Source organism: Leifsonia sp. (genome assembly GCF_051955155.1).
Taxonomy (GTDB): Bacteria; Actinomycetota; Actinomycetes; order Actinomycetales; family Microbacteriaceae; genus Leifsonia.
In genome coordinates, this window is the sequence record NZ_JBQCGZ010000025.1 from 18,560 (window position 1) to 35,715 (window position 17,156).

Sequence of the window (17,156 nt, forward strand, 5' to 3'; positions counted from 1 at the left end):
ATCAGCCGACCGGCGTGAGCAGGTCGGCTCCGTTCCGGTAGCGGGCGGCCGGGTGCCGCTCGGGCAGGCGGCTGTTCCCCGGGCCGGAGAACCGCTCGCGCAGGGTGCCGGCGCGCTCGCCCTCCTGCGGGAACCGGCCGCGCCTGCGCAGCTCGGGGATGACCAGCTCCGCGAAGTCCCGCGCGGTGTCGAACGAGTGGTACTGGCGCAGGTTGATGCCGTCCAGCCCGTCCTCGTCCAGCCAGCGCTCGATCTCGTCCGCGACCGTCTTCGGGTCGCCGACGACCAGGAACCGGTCGTCCCTGCTGCCCTTCACGAAATCGAGCGCCTGGCCGACCGTCGCCTCCAGCGGCAGGAACGGCACCCGCTCCGGCGGGAACTCCGCCCTGGCCAGCGCCTCCCGCACAGTGATGTCGCGCGGGAACGCCGTCAGGTCCACCGGCAGGCTGCTGTGCGCGAGGATGCCGCCGAGGCTGGAGTGCTGCTGGTACAGCCGCCATTTGTCCTCCGCCTCCTCCTGCGTGCGCCCGACGATCACGCCCGCCATCGCGATGAAGCGGACGTCGTCGGCCCTCCTGCCCTGCTCGACGGCGGCCGAGCGCATCCCGTCGGCGGCCGACCGGAACTCCGCGCTGGTGCGGCCGCCGGTGAAGACCACCTCGGCGTGCCTGCCCGCGAACGCGATCCCGGCCGGCGAGCCGGTCGCCTGGAACAGCACGGGCGTCCGCTGCGGGGACGGGTGCACGATGTGCGGTCCTGCGACGCGGTGCCGCTCGCCGACGTGGTGGATGTAGCGCACCTTCTCCGGGTCGGTGAACACGCGGCGCTCGCGGTCGGCGACCACCGCGTCGTCGTCCCAGGAGCCCTCCCACAGCTTGTAGAGCACGTCGAGGTACTCCTCCGCCCTGCGGTAGCGCTCGTCGTGCGGCACCTCGTCGTCGAGCCCGAAGTTGCGCGCGGCGTTCGGCAGGTAGGAGGTGACGATGTTCCAGCCGATCCGGCCGCGCGTGAGGTGGTCGAGCGTCGACATCCGGCGCGCGAACGCGAACGGCGGCTCGTAGGTCGTGGAGAAGGTCACGCCGAAGCCGAGGCGGTCGGTCACCGCCGCCATCGCCGGCACGAGCAGCAGCGGGTCGAGGTTCGGGCTCTGCAGCCCCTCCCGCAGCGCGGTCTCCGGTCCGCCCCGGAACACGTCGTACGCGCCGATCACGTCGGCGAGGAAGATGCCGTCGAAGCCGCCGTGCTCCAGCAGCTGCGCCAGCTCGAGCCAGTAGTCGATGTCGGCGAAGCGCTCCCTGTTGTTGCCGGGGAGCGGCCACAGGCCGTGCGTGATATGGCTCACGCACGCCATCTCGAAGAGGTTGACGAACAGCTGCTTGCGCTCGGCGGTCATGCGGTGCGCGCCTTTCCGGTGGGGGAGGTGGTTCCGGCGCCCGCGGGGTCGAACTCCGGGATGGCCGCGATCAGGTCACGAGTGTACGGGTGCTGCGGCCGCTCGAACACCGCCTCCGGCGTCCCCTCCTCCACGACCCTGCCGTCCTTCATCACGAGGACCCGGTCGCTCAGGTGGCTGATCACGCCGAGGTCGTGCGAGATGAAGAGGTAGGCGACGCCGGACGCGCGCTGCAGCCGGACGAGCAGGTCCAGGATCTGCGCCTGGATCGTGACGTCGAGCGCCGACACCGCCTCGTCCAGGACGATGACGTCCGGGCGCGGCGCGAGCGCGCGGGCGATCGCCACCCGCTGCCGCTGGCCGCCCGAGAGCCGGAGCGGGAACCGCGGCAGGACCGCATCGGTCAGGCCGACCTGCTCCAGCAGCTCGCGCACCCGCGCGTCGCGGGCGGCCGCGGTCGTGAAGCGCTCGCCGCGCAACGCGTCCAGCAGGATGCGCTCGACGCTCCAGCGCGGGTCGAACGAGCTCAGCGGGTCCTGATAGACCACCGAGATGCGGCGGCGAAGGGCGCGGCGGCGACGCTCGGACGCCGAGGAGAAGTCGTGGCCGAGCAGGGAGACGGCGCCGCCGTCCAGCCGCTCCAGCCCGAGGGCGAGGCGCGCGGTCGTGCTCTTGCCCGACCCGGACTCGCCGACGATGCCCAGCGTCTCCCCCGCGCGCAGCTCGAACGAGACACCGTCGACGGCGCGGGTCACCGTGCCGTCCGCGGTGTGGAACCGCTTCACCAGGTCGCGGCCGCTCAGCACGACCTCGCCGACGGGCGGCTTCGGCGCCGGCTCCGGTGCGCCCGGGGTGAGCGCGCGGCCGCGGGTGGCCTCGCTCGGCACCGCGGCGATGAGCGCGCGCGTGTAGTCGTGCCGCGGCGCGCCGAGCACCTCGGCCGCCGGTCCCTGCTCCACCACCTCACCGCCGCGCATCACCAGGATGTGGTCGGCGAGCCGGGCGACAACGGACAGGTCGTGGCTGATCAGGATGAGCGAGGCGCCGCGCTCCTTCATCTCCTCCAGCTGCGCGAGCACCTGCGCCTGGACCGTCACGTCGAGTGCGGTGGTCGGCTCGTCCGCGATCACGATGTCCGGGTCGAGGGCGATGGCGGAGGCGATCAGGGCGCGCTGCCGCAGGCCGCCGGAGAGCTGGTCGGGGCGCTGCTTCGCGCGCTGCACGGGGAACGGAACGCCCACGCGCTTCAGCAGGTCGAGCACGCGCGCGGCGCGGGCGCGGCGGTCCCCCCAGCCGTGCAGCCGCAGCGCCTCGGCGATCTCGCGGCCGACCGGGCGCAGCGGGTCGAGCGAGACCAGCGCGTCCTGCAGCACGAAGCCGATGTCGCGCCCCCGCACCCGCCGCCAGCGGCGCGGCCCGAAGGCGAGCGCGTCCTCGTGGTGGATGCTCAGCTCGTCGGCGTGCACGACCGCGTTCCGGCCGGCGAGGCCGACCAGGCTCCTGGCCGTGACCGACTTGCCGGACCCGGACTCGCCGACGATGGCGACGCATTCGCCGGGCAGCAGGTCGAAGCCGACGTCGCGCACGACGGGCCGCAGTGCGCCGTCCACCCGGAACCCGGTGCTCAGGCCGCGCACCCGCAGGCGCACCGCCGGCCAGTCCAGGTCGGCGACGTCGAGGTCGTCCGTCTCGGTGATCACGCTCATCAGCGCTCTCCTCTCTCCAGGCGGGCCTGGATGTGCCGCCCGATGGTGGTGGCCGCCAGCGCGACCGCGACGATGACCAGTCCGGGGATGACGACGAGCCACCAGGCCGTCGTCAGGTAGGCGCGCCCGGCGTCCAGCAGCGCTCCCCACTCGGAGGCCGGAGGCGCGACGCCGAGACCGAGGAAGGACAGGCTCGACGCCCACACGATCGACTGCCCGATCGAGAGCGCGAAGACGGCGACGAGCGGCCGCAGGGCGTTCGGCAGGATGTGCGCGCGCACGATCCGCCAGCGCGAGTGCCCGAGCGCCGTCGCGGCCTCCACGTAGCCGGAGTTCCTGGCGCCGAGGATCTGCCCGCGGATCATCCGCGCGTAGCCAGGCGCGGTCCCGATGCCGACCGCGAGCACCTGCGTCGCGGCGCTGGGTCCGGCGATCGCGATGAGCAGCAGCGCGAGCAGCAGGGCGGGGAAGGCGAACAGGATCTCCACGAACCGGTCGATCACCACGGCGACCGGCCGCACGCCGAGCGCGGCGAGCGTTCCGAGCACGAGCGCCAGGCCGACGCCGACCGCCGCGGCGCCGAGCCCGATGGTGAGCGAGTCCCTGGCGCCGTAGACGACGCGCGTGTACAGATCCCGGCCGGACTCGTCGGTGCCGAACGGATGCACCCAGCTCGGCGGCTGCAGCGCGGCCGCGTAGTCGGTCGCGGTCGGCGAGTGCACCGTGAGCAGCTGCGGCGTGACGACCGCGACGGCGAGCAGCACCGCGAAGGCGATCGCGGCGTACAGGCCCCAGGGCGCGCGGGAGAGCCGTTCGCCGGCGGAGGGCCGGACGGGGGCGGTGGCGACGGTGGTCATGACAGCTCCAGCCGGGGGTCGACGACGGTGTAGACGACGTCCACGATCAGGTTCGCGAGCACGTAGACGACGGCGACGAGGGTGACGATGCCGGTGACGACCGGCAGGTCCTGCGAGTTGACGGCGGCGACGAGCACCGAGCCGATGCCGGGCCGGGAGAAGATCGACTCCACGATCACGGCGCCGGACAGCGTGGCCCCGAGCGCCCAGCCGGAGAGCGTGACGGCGGGGATGACCGCGTGCCGGAGCACGTGCCGGAGCCGGATGCCCCACTCCCCCATCCCGCGCATCCGCGCCGAGAGCACGAACGGCGCGTCGAGCGCGCGCTCGAACTCGGCGCGCACGCTCTGCGCCATGAAGCCGGCCAGCGGGATCGCCAGCGTCAGCGCCGGCAGCACGATCCCGACGGGAGCGGAGCCGGAGATGATCGGGAACCAGCGCAGGCCGAGGCCGAACACGAGCAGCAGGATGATGCCGAGCCAGTACGCCGGAAGTCCCGCCGTGACGACATCGACCGTGGAGCCCAGGCCGCCGAGCCGCGGGCCCCGTCCCGCCGTCAGGGTCACCCAGACCACCATGATCAGCCAGGCGAACAGGATGGCGGTGAGCGAGAGCGCGACCGTGTTGCCGAGCTGCTCGCCGATGATCTGGGTGACCGGGCGGAACTGCTGGTACGAGGTGCCGAAGTCGCCGGAGACCAGGCCACGCAGGTAGTCGGCGTACTGCACGATCACCGGCTTGGTGAGGCCGTACTGCGCGTTGATCTGCGCGAGCTCCTCCGGCGTGCGCTGCTGCGCCTGGCCGGCCCGGATGTTGAGGATGGTGGTCGCGCGGTCGCCGGGCAGCGCGAGCTGGGCGAAGAAGGCGACGGTCGCCGCTCCCCACAGCACGACGAGCGCGGCGCCGATCTTCTTCAGGAGCGTGAGCGCGACGGCGCGGCCGCGGCGCGGCGGGACGGAGGAGACGACGGCGGTCGCCGCCTCCGCCCGCTGCAGGGCCGTGTCACTTGGTGAGGTAGGCGTCATAGAACGTCGGTCCTCCCTGCGCGTGCTCCTGCCAGACGTCATGCAGCTTCGGCGAGACCGCCAGCGTGCTCAGCCGGTCGTAGACGCCGATCGAGAGCGCGTGCTCGGCGATGTAGTCCTGCGCCTTCCGGTACGCCGCGTTCTGCGCGTCCACCGTCGCGGCCGAGTTGCCGTCGAGGATGTCCTGCTCGAGCGTCGTGTCGTTGTAGAACGCGCTGTTCGAGTAGTTCGGGTGGCCCGCGGTGGACGGGCGCCAGTTGATGTAGAGGATGCCCGCGGTGACGCTGGTCCAGTAGCCCGCCTGCAGGTCGTACGAGTCGGGCGTCGAGTATTTGCCCGAGAAGAACTCGCTCTGCGGCACCGGGACCAGCTTCACGTCGAAGCCGGCCTTCGCGGCCTGCTCCTTGACGCCCTGCAGGATCGCCGCGCCGTCGGCGTTGATGATCGAGCCGGCGCCGTACGGCAGCGTGACCGTGAGGGTCTTCCCGTCCTTCTGGCGGACGCCGGAGGAGTCCTTCGTCCAGCCCGCCGCATCCAGCAGGCTCGCCGCCTTCTTCAGGTCCTGGCTGTAGAGGCCGGCCGCCTTCTCGCTGTAGCCGGGCGTCGCCTGGCTGACGCCGCCGTTCCCCTCGAACGGGATGACGCCGCGGCCGATCGTGTCCACGATCTGCTTGCGGTCCAGGCTGTACGCGAACGCCTGGCGCACGCGCTCGTCCGTGAACGGGCCCTGGGCGGTGTTGAACGAGATCTGCTGCGGGCGGCCGGGCGTGACGTACTTCTCCAGCTGGTAGCCGCCGTTCTTCAGCACGCTCCACTGCACGGCCGGGACGTCGTAGATCGCGTCCACCTGGCCGCCCTGCAGCGCGGCGACGCGCGTGGTGGGGTCGGCGACGAACTTCCAGTCGATCTCGTCGACGTACGCGGGGCCGGTGTGCTTCGCGTTCGCGGGCGGGGAGGTGTAGTCCTTGTTCCGCTTCAGGATGATGTCCTGCCCGCGGTTCCACTTCGCGACGGTGAACGCGCCCGTTCCGATCGGGGCCTCGCAGTTCTGCGCCTCGGTCCTGGTCTGCAGGGCGTGCTGCGACTGGATGCCGAAGTAGCCCTGGCTGAGGTTGTCGGCCAGGCGCGGGTACGGCTTGGCGAGGTGCACCTGGAGGGTGTGGTCGTCGACGGCGACGGCGTTCTTGTAGTAGCCGTCCAGCCACACCTTCGCCGTGCTGTTGCCGCCCTTCACCCAGTAGTCGAAGTTGTAGGCGACGGCCGCCGCGGTCAGCGGGGTGCCGTCGGTGAACTCGACGCCCTTCTTGAGCGTGAACGTCCAGGTGAGGCCGTCGGCGGACTGCTTCCACGCGGTGGCGAGCCACGGCACGACCTGGTGGTCGGCGTCCAGCGAGGTGAGGTTGTCGAGCACCTGGTAGGAGAGATAGGCCTGCTCGATCCAGCCGCCGAACACGCAGGCCGGCTCCTGCTGGTGGGCGTACACGATGGTGCCGCCGTCGACCTTCTGGCCGGTTCCGGTGGCGGCGGAGCCGCTCGCGCAGGCGGACAGCGCGAGGGCTCCGCTGAGCACGATCGCCGCTGCGGCGAAGGGGCGGAGGGTACGGGAACGCATGGGGGGACTCCTGGGATCGTCGGTGGGTGCGTCCCAGGATGCGGACGGCCGCCCGCACTGTCGACCGTGCGTGACGCCGTGTTTCGCGCGGAAACACGGCGTCACACGAGCTGGCCGGCCGGCCCGTTCGGCGCTACGCGGCGGGCTGCGCCGGCGCCAGCGGCAGGCTCCCCGCCGCCAGGATGCTGCCGTCCGCCGCGACAGCGAGCACCCCGCGCGCGCCCTGGCCGACGGCCCACGGCACGCCCGCCTCGCCGAGCGCGAAGACGGCCGTGGCGAGCACGTCGGCGGTGGTCAGGTCGTCCGCGACCACGGTCGCGCTGATCAGCTCCCGCGCCGGCTCGCCCGTGCGCGCGTCGCGGATGTGCTCGCCGCGCTCGTACGCTCCCGAGGTGGCGACCGCGGCCTCCCGCACCGTGAGCACGGCGAGCATCCGCTCGGCCGCCTCCGGCGAGCGCACGCCGACGTTCCAGCCGTCCGCCGCGTCCGGGGCCGCGCCGACGACGACGTCCCCGCCCGCGTTCAGGCAGAACACGCGCACACCGGCGCGCCGGATCGCCTCGGCCGCGCGCGCCGCCGCCCAGCCCTTCACGACGCCGTCGGCGTCGAGTGCGCCGTCCGCCGCGCGCACGTCGAACGCGCCGCCCGAGGCGAGCCGCGCCCGCTCGCCGATGCCGATGACCTCGCACAGCTCGGGGCTCGCGTCGGCCTCGCCGCGCTCGCCGCGCGCGATCGCGCTCACCTCGCTGTCCTGCCGGTACCGGCTGAACCGCGCGTCCGCCGCGCGCAGCACGGCGAACGCCTCCTCGGCGGCGCGTGCCGCCGTCGCGTCGTCCACCTCCCTGATGTCCACCGACATCGGGATGCCCATCACCGTCTCGACGCGCCTCATGCCTTGTCCAGCGCGGACTGCAGCGACTGGATGTAGCCCTCCGACGTGTAGGTCGCGCCCGAGATCGTGTCGATCTTCGCCGACTGCGACGCGAGCACCTCCTGCTCGAGCATCGGGCCGGCCTGCTGGTTGATCTCGACGCTGCGGCCGTCCTCGTTCGGCGACTGCAGCTCGGTGACCTTGGTGATGGTCGAGCCGCTGAGGGTGACCTGCACCTGGATGGCGCCGTAGCGGGTCTGCACGGTGTCCCCGTCGATCGTCCTGACCGCGGGGGCGGCGGACGCCGTCGCGCTCGGCGCCGGGGTGGCCGACGCCGTCGCGCTCGGGGCGGCCGCGGCGGAGGCGCTCGGCGTCGGCGTCGCGCTCGTGGTGCTGCGCGGGGTCAGCGCGGACACCTGCGCGCTCTCCGGCTGCGTCACGCCGTACAGGCGAACGCCGACCGTCAGTCCCAGTACCGTCAGGATGCCCGCGAACAGCAGGGTCCCTCGCCATCGTCGCTGTCTCATGCCATGCTCAGTTCTTCTCGGTGGATGAAGCGCCGCGGGACCATCAGCTCCCGCAGCGATCGTTCGGCGGTCAGGGCCATCCCCTCCGGCCCGCAGATGAACACCTCCCGGGCGTGCACGTCGGGGACGATCCGGGAGAGCGCTGCGCTGCCGAGCGGGTCGTAGCCGAGCTCGGACCTGCGTCCCGTGACGGGGATGACCGTCAGCCCGCGCATCGCCCGCAGCTCCGGCAGCAGAGCCAGGTGCTCCGCCGAGTGGGCGCGGTACAGCAGCACCGGCTGCAGCCCGCGGGCGGTCAGCTCCTCGGCGAGCGCGCGGATCGGCCCGATCCCGGCGCCGCCGGCGATCAGCAGGATCCGCTCTCGGCTGGCCCGGTCGGCGGTGAAGTGGCCGAAGGGTCCCTCGACGAAGGTGAGCGTGCCCGGCTTCAGGTGCCGTAGCAGCGTGGAGTGGTCGCCCAGGGCGCCGACGGTGATCCGCAGCCGGCCGTCGTGCGGGACCCGCGAGATCGAATAGGGATGCGCCGTCAGCAGGTGCCCCCAGGCCAGGAACCGGAACAGCAGGAAGTTGCCGGCCCGGATGCCGAGCTCGTCCACGTGCGGTCCGCGGAACCAGATGGAGGTCGTCCCCGCGTTCTCGGCGACGACAGCCTCGACACGCAATCGGTGCCGCCAGGCGCGCACGGTGGGAAGAATGAACCGCCAGGTGAGGACCGCGGCCGCCGTGCCGAGGTAGAGCAGCAGCCAGGCCGCCCGGTTGACCGGGTTGGTCACGAAGTGGGTGCCGCCGCTCAACTGGTGGAAGAAGGTGAGGAAGATCGCGACGTACGTGGTCAGGTGCAGCCAGTACCAGACCTCGTAGGAGAGCCGCGCGCGCAGCAGCCGTGCACTGCTCAGGCCGACGGCCAGGAACGCGATCGTGCCGACCAGCGCGGTGAGCATGTCCGGGTAGTCGTGCAGGACGGCGAGGAACGCGATCCAGGGCAGCGAGCGGTCCAGGATCATCGAGCCGAGCACCATGAACAGCACGTGGGTCACCACCAGCAGCACGACCGACGTGCCGACCCAGCGGTGCCAGAGGACGAGCCGGTCCAGCCCCACCGCGCGCTCGAACCACGGGATGCGCGCGATCAGCAGCACCTGGACGCACACCAGGTAGGCGCCGACCAGCCCGGTCAGCTCGCCCAGGGTCGTCGCGAGGTCGGCCGGCGTCGCCGCGTACGTCGCGGGGACGTCCACCCACCACATGGCGAGCACGGCGAGGAACCCGGCGACGAGCACGGTGCGCAGGAACCGCTGCCTCCGCCGCTGGCGCGGCGCGTCGTCGGCGCGGGCGGAGACGCGGCGCGGGGTGGCGATGCTGGTCATGCTTCGAGACTCCCGGAGAATCCTTTCGGCATTCTTACGGCCCCTGTGATCCCCCTGGGAAACCCCTATGCACCCCCTGGCCGGCGACTGCGTCGCAGGGGTGTCGGCGGTGCGGGTTACGGTCGGGACGTGACCGAGGGATGCGCCGTGTGCGGCGCCGCCGCGCAGGCGGGGGCGCCGCTCCCGCTGTGCCTCGCGCACCTGCTCGCGGCGCACGACTGGGTGGACGGGGAGTACGGCGCGACCGACCTGCTGCCGTCGCCGTGCGCGTTCTGCGGGTCCCGGCTGGGGGTGCGCTACCCGTCCGGCTGGCTGTGCGCGGTGTGCGAGTGGCGCGCGGGCGAGCCGCCGCCGGAGGGGGTGAGGGCGTCGCGCGTCGACGTCGTCTACTACCTGCGCTTCCGCGACCGCATCAAGATCGGCACGTCGGCGAACCCCGCCCAGCGGTTCGCGAGCCTGCCGCACGACGAGGTGCTCGCGTTCGAGCGCGGCGACCGCGTCCTGGAACAGCGCAGGCACGCGCAGTTCGCCGGGCTGCGCATCCCGGGCACGGAGTGGTTCGAGACGGACGACGCGTTGCTCGCCCACGTCGCCGCGGTGGCCGCCGGCGCGCCGGACCCCTGGGCACTGCTCGCCCGCTGGCGCAGCGAGGCGGCCGCCCTGCGCACCTGACAGCGAAGGGCGAGCCGTTGCGCACGCCATCGGCGTGTCGGTCGCAACGGCTCGCCCTTCGGCGGCGTCAGGCTACGGCGGGTTCGGGGTGGGTGGCGGGGGCCTGGGCGGCGTCGTCGAGCTTGGCGGCGAGGCGCGCCATGTCGGCGGCCTCTGCCGCGTGCGCGTCGCGCACGATCGCCGCGCGCTCCGGCTCGGCCGCCGCGGCCTCCAGCCGGGCGAGTCCCGCGATCGCGTCGAGCTCGGCCGCAGCGGCCAGGTCCCGGCTCCGCCGGGCGCGCAGCAGGAGGCCGGCGACGATGGTCACGACGCCCGCGCCGAGAGCGAGGACGCCCGCCGTCGCGAAGCCCTCGGTGTAGCCGGACTCCGCCGGCAGACCGCCGACGCCCAGCGTGCTGGTGACCAGGGCCGTCATCACGGCCGCCCCGATGGCCGACCCCACCGTGCGGAGGTTCGCGTTCATCCCGCTGGCGATCCCGGTCTGGGTCGCGGGGACGCTCTGCACGACGACGCTGGTGATCGCGGCGTAGATCAGGCCGAGGCCGATGCCGAAGACGCCGGAGGCGGTGGCGACCGCGATCAGCGAGCCGTGCCAGAAGGCGAGGGACAGGCTGGCGGCGGCCATCAGCACGGCCGAGACGACGATCTGCGAGCGGAACGAGAGGATCCGCTCCAGCGGTCCGCTGGCGAACCCGGTGACCGCCATCGTGACGAGCATCGGGAGCATCAGCATCCCCGACTCCGCGACGCTCGCGCCCAGGCCGTAGCCGGTGGCGGCGGGGGTCTGCACGAAGCGCGGGAAGAACGAGAACACCGAGAACATGGCGGCGCCGATGAAGATCGCCGCGGCGTTCATGGACCAGACGCCCGGCTCGCGCATCAGGCGCATGTCCACGAGCGGGTGCCGCGAGCGCAGCTCCACGACCACCCAGGCGGCGAGCAGGACGGCGGCGAGCACGAACAGGCCGACCACCTGCGGCGACGCCCAGCCCCACTGCGATCCGGTGCTGAGCGGCAGCAGCAGCGCGATCAGCCAGCCGGAGAGCAGCACGGCCGCCCACGGGTTGACCCCGCCGGTCGCGCGCGTCGGCGACTCGGGGATGATCGCCAGCGCGAGGACCGCTGCGGTGACCGTGAGCGCGACGGGGACGAGGAACAGGCCGCGCCAGCTGAGCGCGTCGGCCAGAGGACCGGCGAGCACCGTGCCGAGGCCGCTGCCGATGGCGATGATGGACGCGATCGCGCCGATCGCGGACGGCAGCCGCCGGGCGGGGAACTCGTCACGGATGATGCCGAAGGCGAGCGGGAACATCGCACCGCCGAGGCCCTGGACGACGCGGCCGGCGATCAGGACGCCGATGCTGGGCGCGACGGCGGCGATGACGCTGCCGAGGGCGACGGCGAGCAGCGCGAGCACGAACACGCGGCGCTTGCCGACCAGATCGCCGACGCGGCCGAGCAGCGGGGTGGCGACCGCGGCGGCGATGAGCCAGGCGGTCATGGTCCAGGTGACACCGGCGGTGGTGGTGTGCAGGTCGGACTGGATGACGGGCAGGACGGGGACGACGAGCGACTGCAGGGTCGCGAAGGACCCGACGCTCAGCGCCAGGACGGCGAAGGTGGCGGAAGGACGGGATCGAGACATCAGGGTGGTTTCCTTTTCTCGAAGGGATGCCGATGGTGGGCTACAATTGGAGGGAGGCTCCGATCGGAGGTTGCCTCCGGTTATGCTGAAGACATTACCGGAGGGTGCCTCCGGTTCGCAACCCCGAGTTTCGCCGACCCGGTGAACACCCCGTGAACAGCCAGAGAGGTTCGAGAACGTGACCGCCCCCGCAGCAGCGACAGAGACCGTGCGCAGCCCGCTCGCCAAGCCGCAGCGGGCGGACGCCCGGCGCAACTACGACGCCCTGCTCGCCTCGGCGCGCGAGACGTTCGCCGCCAACGGCACCGGCGCCTCCCTGGAGGAGATCGCGCGGCGCGCGAACGTCGGAATCGGCACGCTCTACCGCAACTTCCCCACCCGCGACGCCCTCGTCGAGGCGGTCTACATCGACGAGGTGGATGCGGTGGTCCAGGCGGCCGCGGACGCGGTGTCCCTCGAGCCGTGGGCGGCCGTCCAGGCCTGGCTGCGCCGCTTCGTCAGCTACATCGGCACCAAGCACGCGCTGCTGGAGGGCCTGAACAAGGACTCCGCGGTGATGCTCAGCTGCCGCACCTCGCTCTACGACGCTGGCGAGCCGCTCGTCCGCCGGGCCCAGGAGGCCGGCGAACTGCGCGAGGACGCCACGATCGGCGACGTGATCCGCATGGTGTCCGGGATCGCCGGTGTCGCCTTCGACGACGACGAGCAGCGGGACCGGGTGATCGCGATGGCGATCGACGGCCTCCGCGCCCGCTGAGCCCCGCCGGTCCCTAGGCTTACTGCATGGAGCTGGGCGTCTACGCGGTCATCGCCGTCGCGGTGATCGTCGGCGTGGCCGCCTTCGCCCGCAAGCTGGGCATCGCCGCGCCGATCATCCTCGTGCTCGTCGGGGTGACGCTCTCTGTGCTGCCCGGGGTGCCGAAGATCGAGGTTCCGCCCGCGATCATCCTGGACGGCCTGCTCCCGCCGATCCTGTACGCGGCGGCCATCAGCGTCCCGCTCAACGACTTCCGCCGCAACCTGGCGCCCATCGCCGGCCTCTCGATCGTGCTCGTGGTGATCACGGCGTTCGCGTCGGGCTTCGTGCTCTACACGCTGCTGCCGGACCTGAACCTCGCGGCGGCCATCGCGCTCGGCGCGATCATCAGCCCGCCGGACGCCGTCGCCGCGACCTCGGTAGGCCGCAAACTCGGCCTCCCGCCCCGGCTGCTGACGGTGCTGGAGGGCGAGGGGCTCGTCAACGACGCCACCGCCCTCGTGCTGCTGCGCACCGCCCTCGCCGCCGCGGTCGGCACGCTCGCGACCCCGCTCTCCGGCGTCCTGGACTTCCTCTCCGCCGTCATCATCGCGCTCGTGATCGGCCTGGTCGTCGGCTTCGTCTCGGTGTGGGTGCGCTCGAAGCTCAACGACCCGGTACTGGACACGGCGCTCTCGGTGGTCGTGCCGTTCGCCGCGTTCGCGCCCACCGAGGCACTGCACGGCTCCGGCGTCCTGGCCGTCGTTGTGACCGGTCTCTACACCGGACACGCCGCGCCGCGGCACTTCACGGCGCAGGCGCGCATCAGCGACCAGATCAACTGGCGCACCATCCAGTTCCTGCTCGAGAACGGCGTCTTCCTGCTCATCGGCCTCGAGCTGCGCACGCTCATCCTGGACGTGGAGCATCCCGAGATCCTGAGCGTCTGGGACGCAGTGGGCATCGGCCTGATCGCGATGGGCGCGCTCGTCATCATCCGGTTCGTGCTGATCGGGCCCCTGATCTACTTCCTCAAGCACCGCGGCGAACGGCAGGAGAAGGCCGTGCTGCGGGAGTGGCTGATGATCAGCTACTTCCGCGATCACCCGGTGCGCTACCGCTGGCAGGCCCTGCGCAAGCAACGCGCGGAGGCCCGCTACACCCGGCACCGCAGCGACCTGGAGGAATACCGGCAGGAGGCCATCGACTGGCGCGGCGGCGTCGTCCTCGGCTGGTCCGGCATGCGCGGCGTCGTGACCCTCGCGGCGGCGCAGTCGCTGCCGGCCGGGATCCCGTACCGCCCGCAGCTCATCCTGATCGCGTTCACGGTCGCCTTCGTCAGCCTGGTGGTGCAGGGCGGAACGCTGCCGTGGCTGATCCGCGCGCTCGGCCTGCAGGGCATCGACGTGAAGGACGACCGCCGGCTGCTCGCCCAGCTGCTCGACGACCTGAGCGAGACCGGCCTGGCCGTGCTCGACGACCCGGAGGGCGCCGCGGGCACTTCCGCGCCGGTCGACCCGGAGGTGGTCGAGCGGGTGCGGCAGACGACCTACCTGCGCGCCGAGGCCGCCTGGGAGCGCTCGGTCATGTTCGACGAGCCGCCGGAGACCCGCCCGCACCACGTCTACCGCACCCTCCGGCTCGCGGTGGTGGACGCCGAGCGCGACCGCCTGCTCCTGGAGCGCTCGCGCGGTGCCTACCCGTCCCGCATCCTGAGCGAGGCCCAGGCGATGCTCGACATCGAGGAGACCCGGCTGCGGTCGCGCGCCAGGTGAGTACCCTGGTGGGGTCGAGGGAGGCACCATGAACGACAGGCTCTTCGGCATGAGCTTCGCGAGCATCCACCCGCTCTACGTCGCGAAGGCCCAGCGCAAGGGGCAGAGCGCGGACGACGTCGACACCGTGATCTGCTGGCTGGCCGGGTACGACCGCGCCGGCTTGCGGTCGGCGATCGAGGACGGCAGGGACCTGAAGGCGTTCTTCGCCCAGGCCCCGGCGATGAACCCGAACGCGGAGCAGATCACCGGGGTGATCTGCGGCGTGCGCGTCGAGGAGATCGACGACCCGCTCATGCAGCGCATCCGCTACATGGACAAGCTGGTGGACGAGGTCGCGAAGGGCAAGCGGATGACCTCGATCCTGCGCGGGAGCTCATAACCCGTCGAACAAGTTGTTTTGGGTCTTGCCGAGTCATGTCGTCACCATTCAGAATGGTTACGTGACGACGAATCGAACCCACCGCATCCACCGCTCCCGCGCCGACCGGGAGGCGCTCTCCAGCTACGTCGAGCTGAGCGGGCACGCCTCCAGGACGCGCATCGACCGCGCGCAGCTCACCGCGTTCGAGCAGCTCACACCGGCCCAGCTTGACGTGCTGGTCGCCGACCTGATCGACGGCACCGCGACCGCCGCGGAGCCGCCGCACCCCGGGCTACTGCGCCGCCTGACCGCGAGCAACGCCGGCTTCGCCGTGACGACGCTGGCCGGCCTGGCGCTCGCCGGCGTGCTCACCGTCGGCAGCGTCGGAGCCGTCGCGCTCGCGACGGGCACCGCGGACGCGCCGGCGGCCTCCTCGCAGTCCGTCGCGCCGTCGTTCGATCCCTTCGCCGACACTCCCGGGGGTGCATTCGATTTTTGATTCATTCAAAACAACCCGCTAGCCTCGAACGCATGGACACGGCACGGCTGGAGGACGCACTGCGCACCGCCGGCCTGCGGGTCACGCAGGGGCGGCTCGCCGTCCTCGACGCGCTCGACACGCACCCCCACGCGGACGCCGAGACGGTGTTCCGCACGGTCCTCCCGGCGCTGCCGGGGACCTCCATCCAGAACGTCCACAACGTCCTGGGCGATCTCACCGCCGCCGGGCTGCTCCGGCGGATCGAGCCGGCGCACTCCCCCGCTCTCTACGAGCGGCGGATCGGCGACAACCACCACCACATCGTCTGCACGTCGTGCGGCGCGGTGGCGGACGTCGACTGCGTGGTCGGGCAGGCCCCGTGCCTGCACCCGTCGGATGCGTCGGGGTTCGCGGTGAGCACGGCGGAGGTGACCTTCTGGGGGCTGTGCCCGTCCTGTCAGGAGCGCGCGGCGGAAGCCCCGTCGCGCGCCGAATGAGGTGAGGAGAAGCATGTCCGAGAACCACACGACCACGCAGACCGGGACCCCGGTCGGCAGCGACGCGCACTCGTTGACCACGGGTGCGGACGGCGTCACCGCGCTGCACGACCGCTACCTGGTGGAGAAGCTGGCGCAGTTCAACCGCGAGCGGATCCCGGAGCGGATCGTGCACGCCAAGGGAGGCGGCGCGTTCGGCGAGTTCGTCGTCACCGGCAACGTGAGCGCCTACACCAAGGCCGCCGTGTTCCAGCCCGGCACGAAGACCCGCACCGTGCAGCGGTTCTCGTCGGTCGCCGGAGAGCAGGGCTCGCCCGACACCTGGCGCGACGTGCGCGGCTTCTCGGTGAAGTTCTACACGACCGAGGGCAACTACGACATCGTCGGCAACAACACGCCCGTCTTCTTCATCCGCGACGGCATCAAGTTCCCCGACTTCATCCACTCGCAGAAGCGCCTGCCCGGCTCCGGCCTGCGCGACGCCGACATGCAGTGGGACTTCTGGACGCTGTCCCCGGAATCGGCGCACCAGGTCACCTACCTCATGGGCGACCGCGGCCTGCCGCGCTCGTGGCGAACCATGCCCGGGTACGGCTCGCACACCTACCAGTGGATCAACGCGGCCGGCGAGCGGTTCTGGGTCAAGTACCACTTCCACGCGCAGCAGGGCAACGACGAGATGCACGGCGCCGAGGCGGAGCGCATCGCCGGCGAGGACGCGGACTACTACCGCCGCGACCTGTACGAGGCCATCGAGCGCGGCGAGTTCCCGTCGTGGACGGTGTCCGTGCAGATCATGCCGTACGAGGACGCGAAGACCTACCGGTTCAACCCGTTCGACCTCACCAAGGTGTGGCCGCACGCCGACTACCCGCTCATCGAGCTCGGCGTCCACACGCTGAACGAGAACCCGGAGAACTTCTTCGCGCAGATCGAGCAGGCGGCGTTCTCGCCGGCCAACACGGTCCCCGGCATCGACATCAGCCCGGACAAGATGCTGATGGCGCGCGTGTTCTCCTACCCGGACGCGCAACGCTACCGCGTCGGCACCAACTACAACGAGCTGCCGGTGAACGCGCCGATCGCCCCCGTCCACAACTACTCGCAGGACGGCGCCGCCCGCCACGGCTTCAAGCCCGCCTCCGCGCCGGTCTACGCGCCGAACTCGTTCGGCGGCCCTGTCGCCGACCCGGCCGCCGCCGGTGAGGGCTCGTGGGAGACCGACGGCGAGCTGGTCCGCGCCGCCGCGACCCTGCATGCCGAGGACGACGACTTCGGCCAGGCCGGGACGCTCTACCGCGACGTCTACGACGACGCGGCCAAGGAGCGCTTCCTCGACACCATCGCCGGCGCCGTCGGCGGGGTGAAGAGCGCCGAGATCCGCGAGCGCGCCATCCAGTACTGGACGAACGTGGACGCGAACCTCGGCCAGCTGCTCCGCGCCCGCCTCGAGTCCGACAGCGCGGACCCGGACGAGGCGGCGGAGTACGTGGGCGTCGGCGAGTAACCGCACCCCGCGCACGAACGCGGGGGCCGGCCCCAAACCCCCCGCCCCGGGGGTTGGGGCGGCCGCCCACTGGGGCAAAAATAGGGTCTGGCGCCCCCCCGGGCCCCCATTTGGGCAAAGT

At 72.1% G+C, this 17,156-nt stretch carries 16 protein-coding genes; 7 read left to right on the forward strand and 9 right to left on the reverse strand.

Annotation, left to right across the window (positions count from 1 at the left end; all coding sequences use genetic code 11):
- Position 1: 1 nt before the first annotated feature.
- The 8 genes from ACTHMF_RS02440 to ACTHMF_RS02475 form a co-directional block, all read right to left on the reverse strand.
- On the reverse strand, positions 2-1,393 hold the full coding sequence (locus ACTHMF_RS02440) for an NtaA/DmoA family FMN-dependent monooxygenase (RefSeq protein WP_440316157.1): 1,392 nt from the start codon (positions 1,391-1,393) through the stop codon (positions 2-4).
- Positions 1,390-3,099: a dipeptide ABC transporter ATP-binding protein gene (locus ACTHMF_RS02445; RefSeq protein WP_440316158.1), complete on the reverse strand. Its 1,710-nt coding sequence runs from the start codon at positions 3,097-3,099 to the stop codon at positions 1,390-1,392. Before ACTHMF_RS02445 ends, ACTHMF_RS02440 begins: the two co-directional genes overlap by 4 nt.
- Positions 3,099-3,956 carry an ABC transporter permease gene (locus ACTHMF_RS02450; protein ID WP_440316159.1) on the reverse strand — a complete coding sequence of 286 codons (858 nt, stop codon included), beginning with the start codon at positions 3,954-3,956 and terminating at the stop codon, positions 3,099-3,101. Before ACTHMF_RS02450 ends, ACTHMF_RS02445 begins: the two co-directional genes overlap by 1 nt.
- Entirely contained in the window at positions 3,953-4,981 is a 1,029-nt protein-coding gene (locus tag ACTHMF_RS02455; protein ID WP_440316160.1) for an ABC transporter permease, read from the reverse strand. Before ACTHMF_RS02455 ends, ACTHMF_RS02450 begins: the two co-directional genes overlap by 4 nt.
- Complete coding sequence (locus ACTHMF_RS02460; RefSeq protein WP_440316161.1) at positions 4,959-6,593, reverse strand: ABC transporter substrate-binding protein; 1,635 nt, start codon at positions 6,591-6,593, stop codon at positions 4,959-4,961. The genes ACTHMF_RS02455 and ACTHMF_RS02460 overlap by 23 nt, the downstream gene beginning before the upstream one ends.
- A 133-nt stretch (positions 6,594-6,726) precedes the next feature.
- Complete coding sequence (locus ACTHMF_RS02465; protein ID WP_440316162.1) at positions 6,727-7,485, reverse strand: FAD:protein FMN transferase; 759 nt, start codon at positions 7,483-7,485, stop codon at positions 6,727-6,729.
- A complete protein-coding gene (locus ACTHMF_RS02470; RefSeq protein WP_440316163.1) occupies positions 7,482-7,991 on the reverse strand; it encodes an FMN-binding protein in 510 nt (169 codons plus the stop codon). The genes ACTHMF_RS02465 and ACTHMF_RS02470 overlap by 4 nt, the downstream gene beginning before the upstream one ends.
- A complete protein-coding gene (locus ACTHMF_RS02475; RefSeq protein ID WP_440316164.1) occupies positions 7,988-9,358 on the reverse strand; it encodes a ferredoxin reductase family protein in 1,371 nt (456 codons plus the stop codon). Before ACTHMF_RS02475 ends, ACTHMF_RS02470 begins: the two co-directional genes overlap by 4 nt.
- 129 nt (positions 9,359-9,487) lie before the next feature.
- Between ACTHMF_RS02475 and ACTHMF_RS02480 the strand changes: the two genes are divergently transcribed.
- The gene (locus ACTHMF_RS02480; RefSeq protein WP_314149908.1) at positions 9,488-10,030 is read left to right on the forward strand and encodes a GIY-YIG nuclease family protein; all 543 of its coding nucleotides are present in this window, start codon (positions 9,488-9,490) and stop codon (positions 10,028-10,030) included.
- A gap of 67 nt (positions 10,031-10,097) precedes the next feature.
- Here ACTHMF_RS02480 and ACTHMF_RS02485 read toward each other — a convergent pair whose 3' ends face one another.
- Positions 10,098-11,675, reverse strand: a complete 1,578-nt coding sequence (locus tag ACTHMF_RS02485) for an MFS transporter (RefSeq protein ID WP_440316165.1) — start codon at positions 11,673-11,675, stop codon at positions 10,098-10,100.
- 178 nt (positions 11,676-11,853) lie between these two features.
- Between ACTHMF_RS02485 and ACTHMF_RS02490 the strand changes: the two genes are divergently transcribed.
- The 6 genes from ACTHMF_RS02490 (at position 11,854) to ACTHMF_RS02515 (ending at position 17,035) form a co-directional block, all read left to right on the forward strand.
- A complete protein-coding gene (locus ACTHMF_RS02490; RefSeq protein ID WP_440316166.1) occupies positions 11,854-12,432 on the forward strand; it encodes a TetR/AcrR family transcriptional regulator in 579 nt (192 codons plus the stop codon).
- A 26-nt stretch (positions 12,433-12,458) separates the two neighbouring features.
- Positions 12,459-14,186 (forward strand): cation:proton antiporter, encoded by a 1,728-nt coding sequence (locus tag ACTHMF_RS02495; protein WP_314148498.1) that lies wholly within the window; start codon positions 12,459-12,461, stop codon positions 14,184-14,186.
- 28 nt (positions 14,187-14,214) lie between these two features.
- Positions 14,215-14,568: a DUF2200 domain-containing protein gene (locus ACTHMF_RS02500; RefSeq protein WP_440316167.1), complete on the forward strand. Its 354-nt coding sequence runs from the start codon at positions 14,215-14,217 to the stop codon at positions 14,566-14,568.
- A 61-nt stretch (positions 14,569-14,629) separates the two neighbouring features.
- Positions 14,630-15,049 (forward strand): hypothetical protein, encoded by a 420-nt coding sequence (locus ACTHMF_RS02505; protein WP_440316168.1) that lies wholly within the window; start codon positions 14,630-14,632, stop codon positions 15,047-15,049.
- A gap of 32 nt (positions 15,050-15,081) precedes the next feature.
- On the forward strand, positions 15,082-15,528 hold the full coding sequence (locus tag ACTHMF_RS02510; protein WP_314148495.1) for a Fur family transcriptional regulator: 447 nt from the start codon (positions 15,082-15,084) through the stop codon (positions 15,526-15,528).
- A 13-nt stretch (positions 15,529-15,541) separates the two neighbouring features.
- A complete protein-coding gene (locus tag ACTHMF_RS02515; RefSeq protein ID WP_314148494.1) occupies positions 15,542-17,035 on the forward strand; it encodes a catalase in 1,494 nt (497 codons plus the stop codon).
- The last annotated feature ends 121 nt before the right edge of the window (positions 17,036-17,156 follow it).

What these genes read in the sequence shown, in the direction of transcription:
- ACTHMF_RS02440 (WP_440316157.1), bottom strand. Translation starts at nt 1,393, where the DNA reads ATGACCGCCGAGCGCAAGCAGCTGTTCGTCAACCTCTTCGAGATGGCG.
- ACTHMF_RS02445 (WP_440316158.1), bottom strand. Translation starts at nt 3,099, where the DNA reads ATGAGCGTGATCACCGAGACGGACGACCTCGACGTCGCCGACCTGGAC.
- ACTHMF_RS02450 (WP_440316159.1), bottom strand. Translation starts at nt 3,956, where the DNA reads ATGACCACCGTCGCCACCGCCCCCGTCCGGCCCTCCGCCGGCGAACGG.
- ACTHMF_RS02455 (WP_440316160.1), bottom strand. Translation starts at nt 4,981, where the DNA reads ATGACGCCTACCTCACCAAGTGACACGGCCCTGCAGCGGGCGGAGGCG.
- ACTHMF_RS02460 (WP_440316161.1), bottom strand. Translation starts at nt 6,593, where the DNA reads ATGCGTTCCCGTACCCTCCGCCCCTTCGCCGCAGCGGCGATCGTGCTC.
- ACTHMF_RS02465 (WP_440316162.1), bottom strand. Translation starts at nt 7,485, where the DNA reads ATGAGGCGCGTCGAGACGGTGATGGGCATCCCGATGTCGGTGGACATC.
- ACTHMF_RS02470 (WP_440316163.1), bottom strand. Translation starts at nt 7,991, where the DNA reads ATGAGACAGCGACGATGGCGAGGGACCCTGCTGTTCGCGGGCATCCTG.
- ACTHMF_RS02475 (WP_440316164.1), bottom strand. Translation starts at nt 9,358, where the DNA reads ATGACCAGCATCGCCACCCCGCGCCGCGTCTCCGCCCGCGCCGACGAC.
- ACTHMF_RS02485 (WP_440316165.1), bottom strand. Translation starts at nt 11,675, where the DNA reads ATGTCTCGATCCCGTCCTTCCGCCACCTTCGCCGTCCTGGCGCTGAGC.
- ACTHMF_RS02495 (WP_314148498.1), top strand. Translation starts at nt 12,459, where the DNA reads ATGGAGCTGGGCGTCTACGCGGTCATCGCCGTCGCGGTGATCGTCGGC.
- ACTHMF_RS02500 (WP_440316167.1), top strand. Translation starts at nt 14,215, where the DNA reads ATGAACGACAGGCTCTTCGGCATGAGCTTCGCGAGCATCCACCCGCTC.
- ACTHMF_RS02510 (WP_314148495.1), top strand. Translation starts at nt 15,082, where the DNA reads ATGGACACGGCACGGCTGGAGGACGCACTGCGCACCGCCGGCCTGCGG.
- ACTHMF_RS02515 (WP_314148494.1), top strand. Translation starts at nt 15,542, where the DNA reads ATGTCCGAGAACCACACGACCACGCAGACCGGGACCCCGGTCGGCAGC.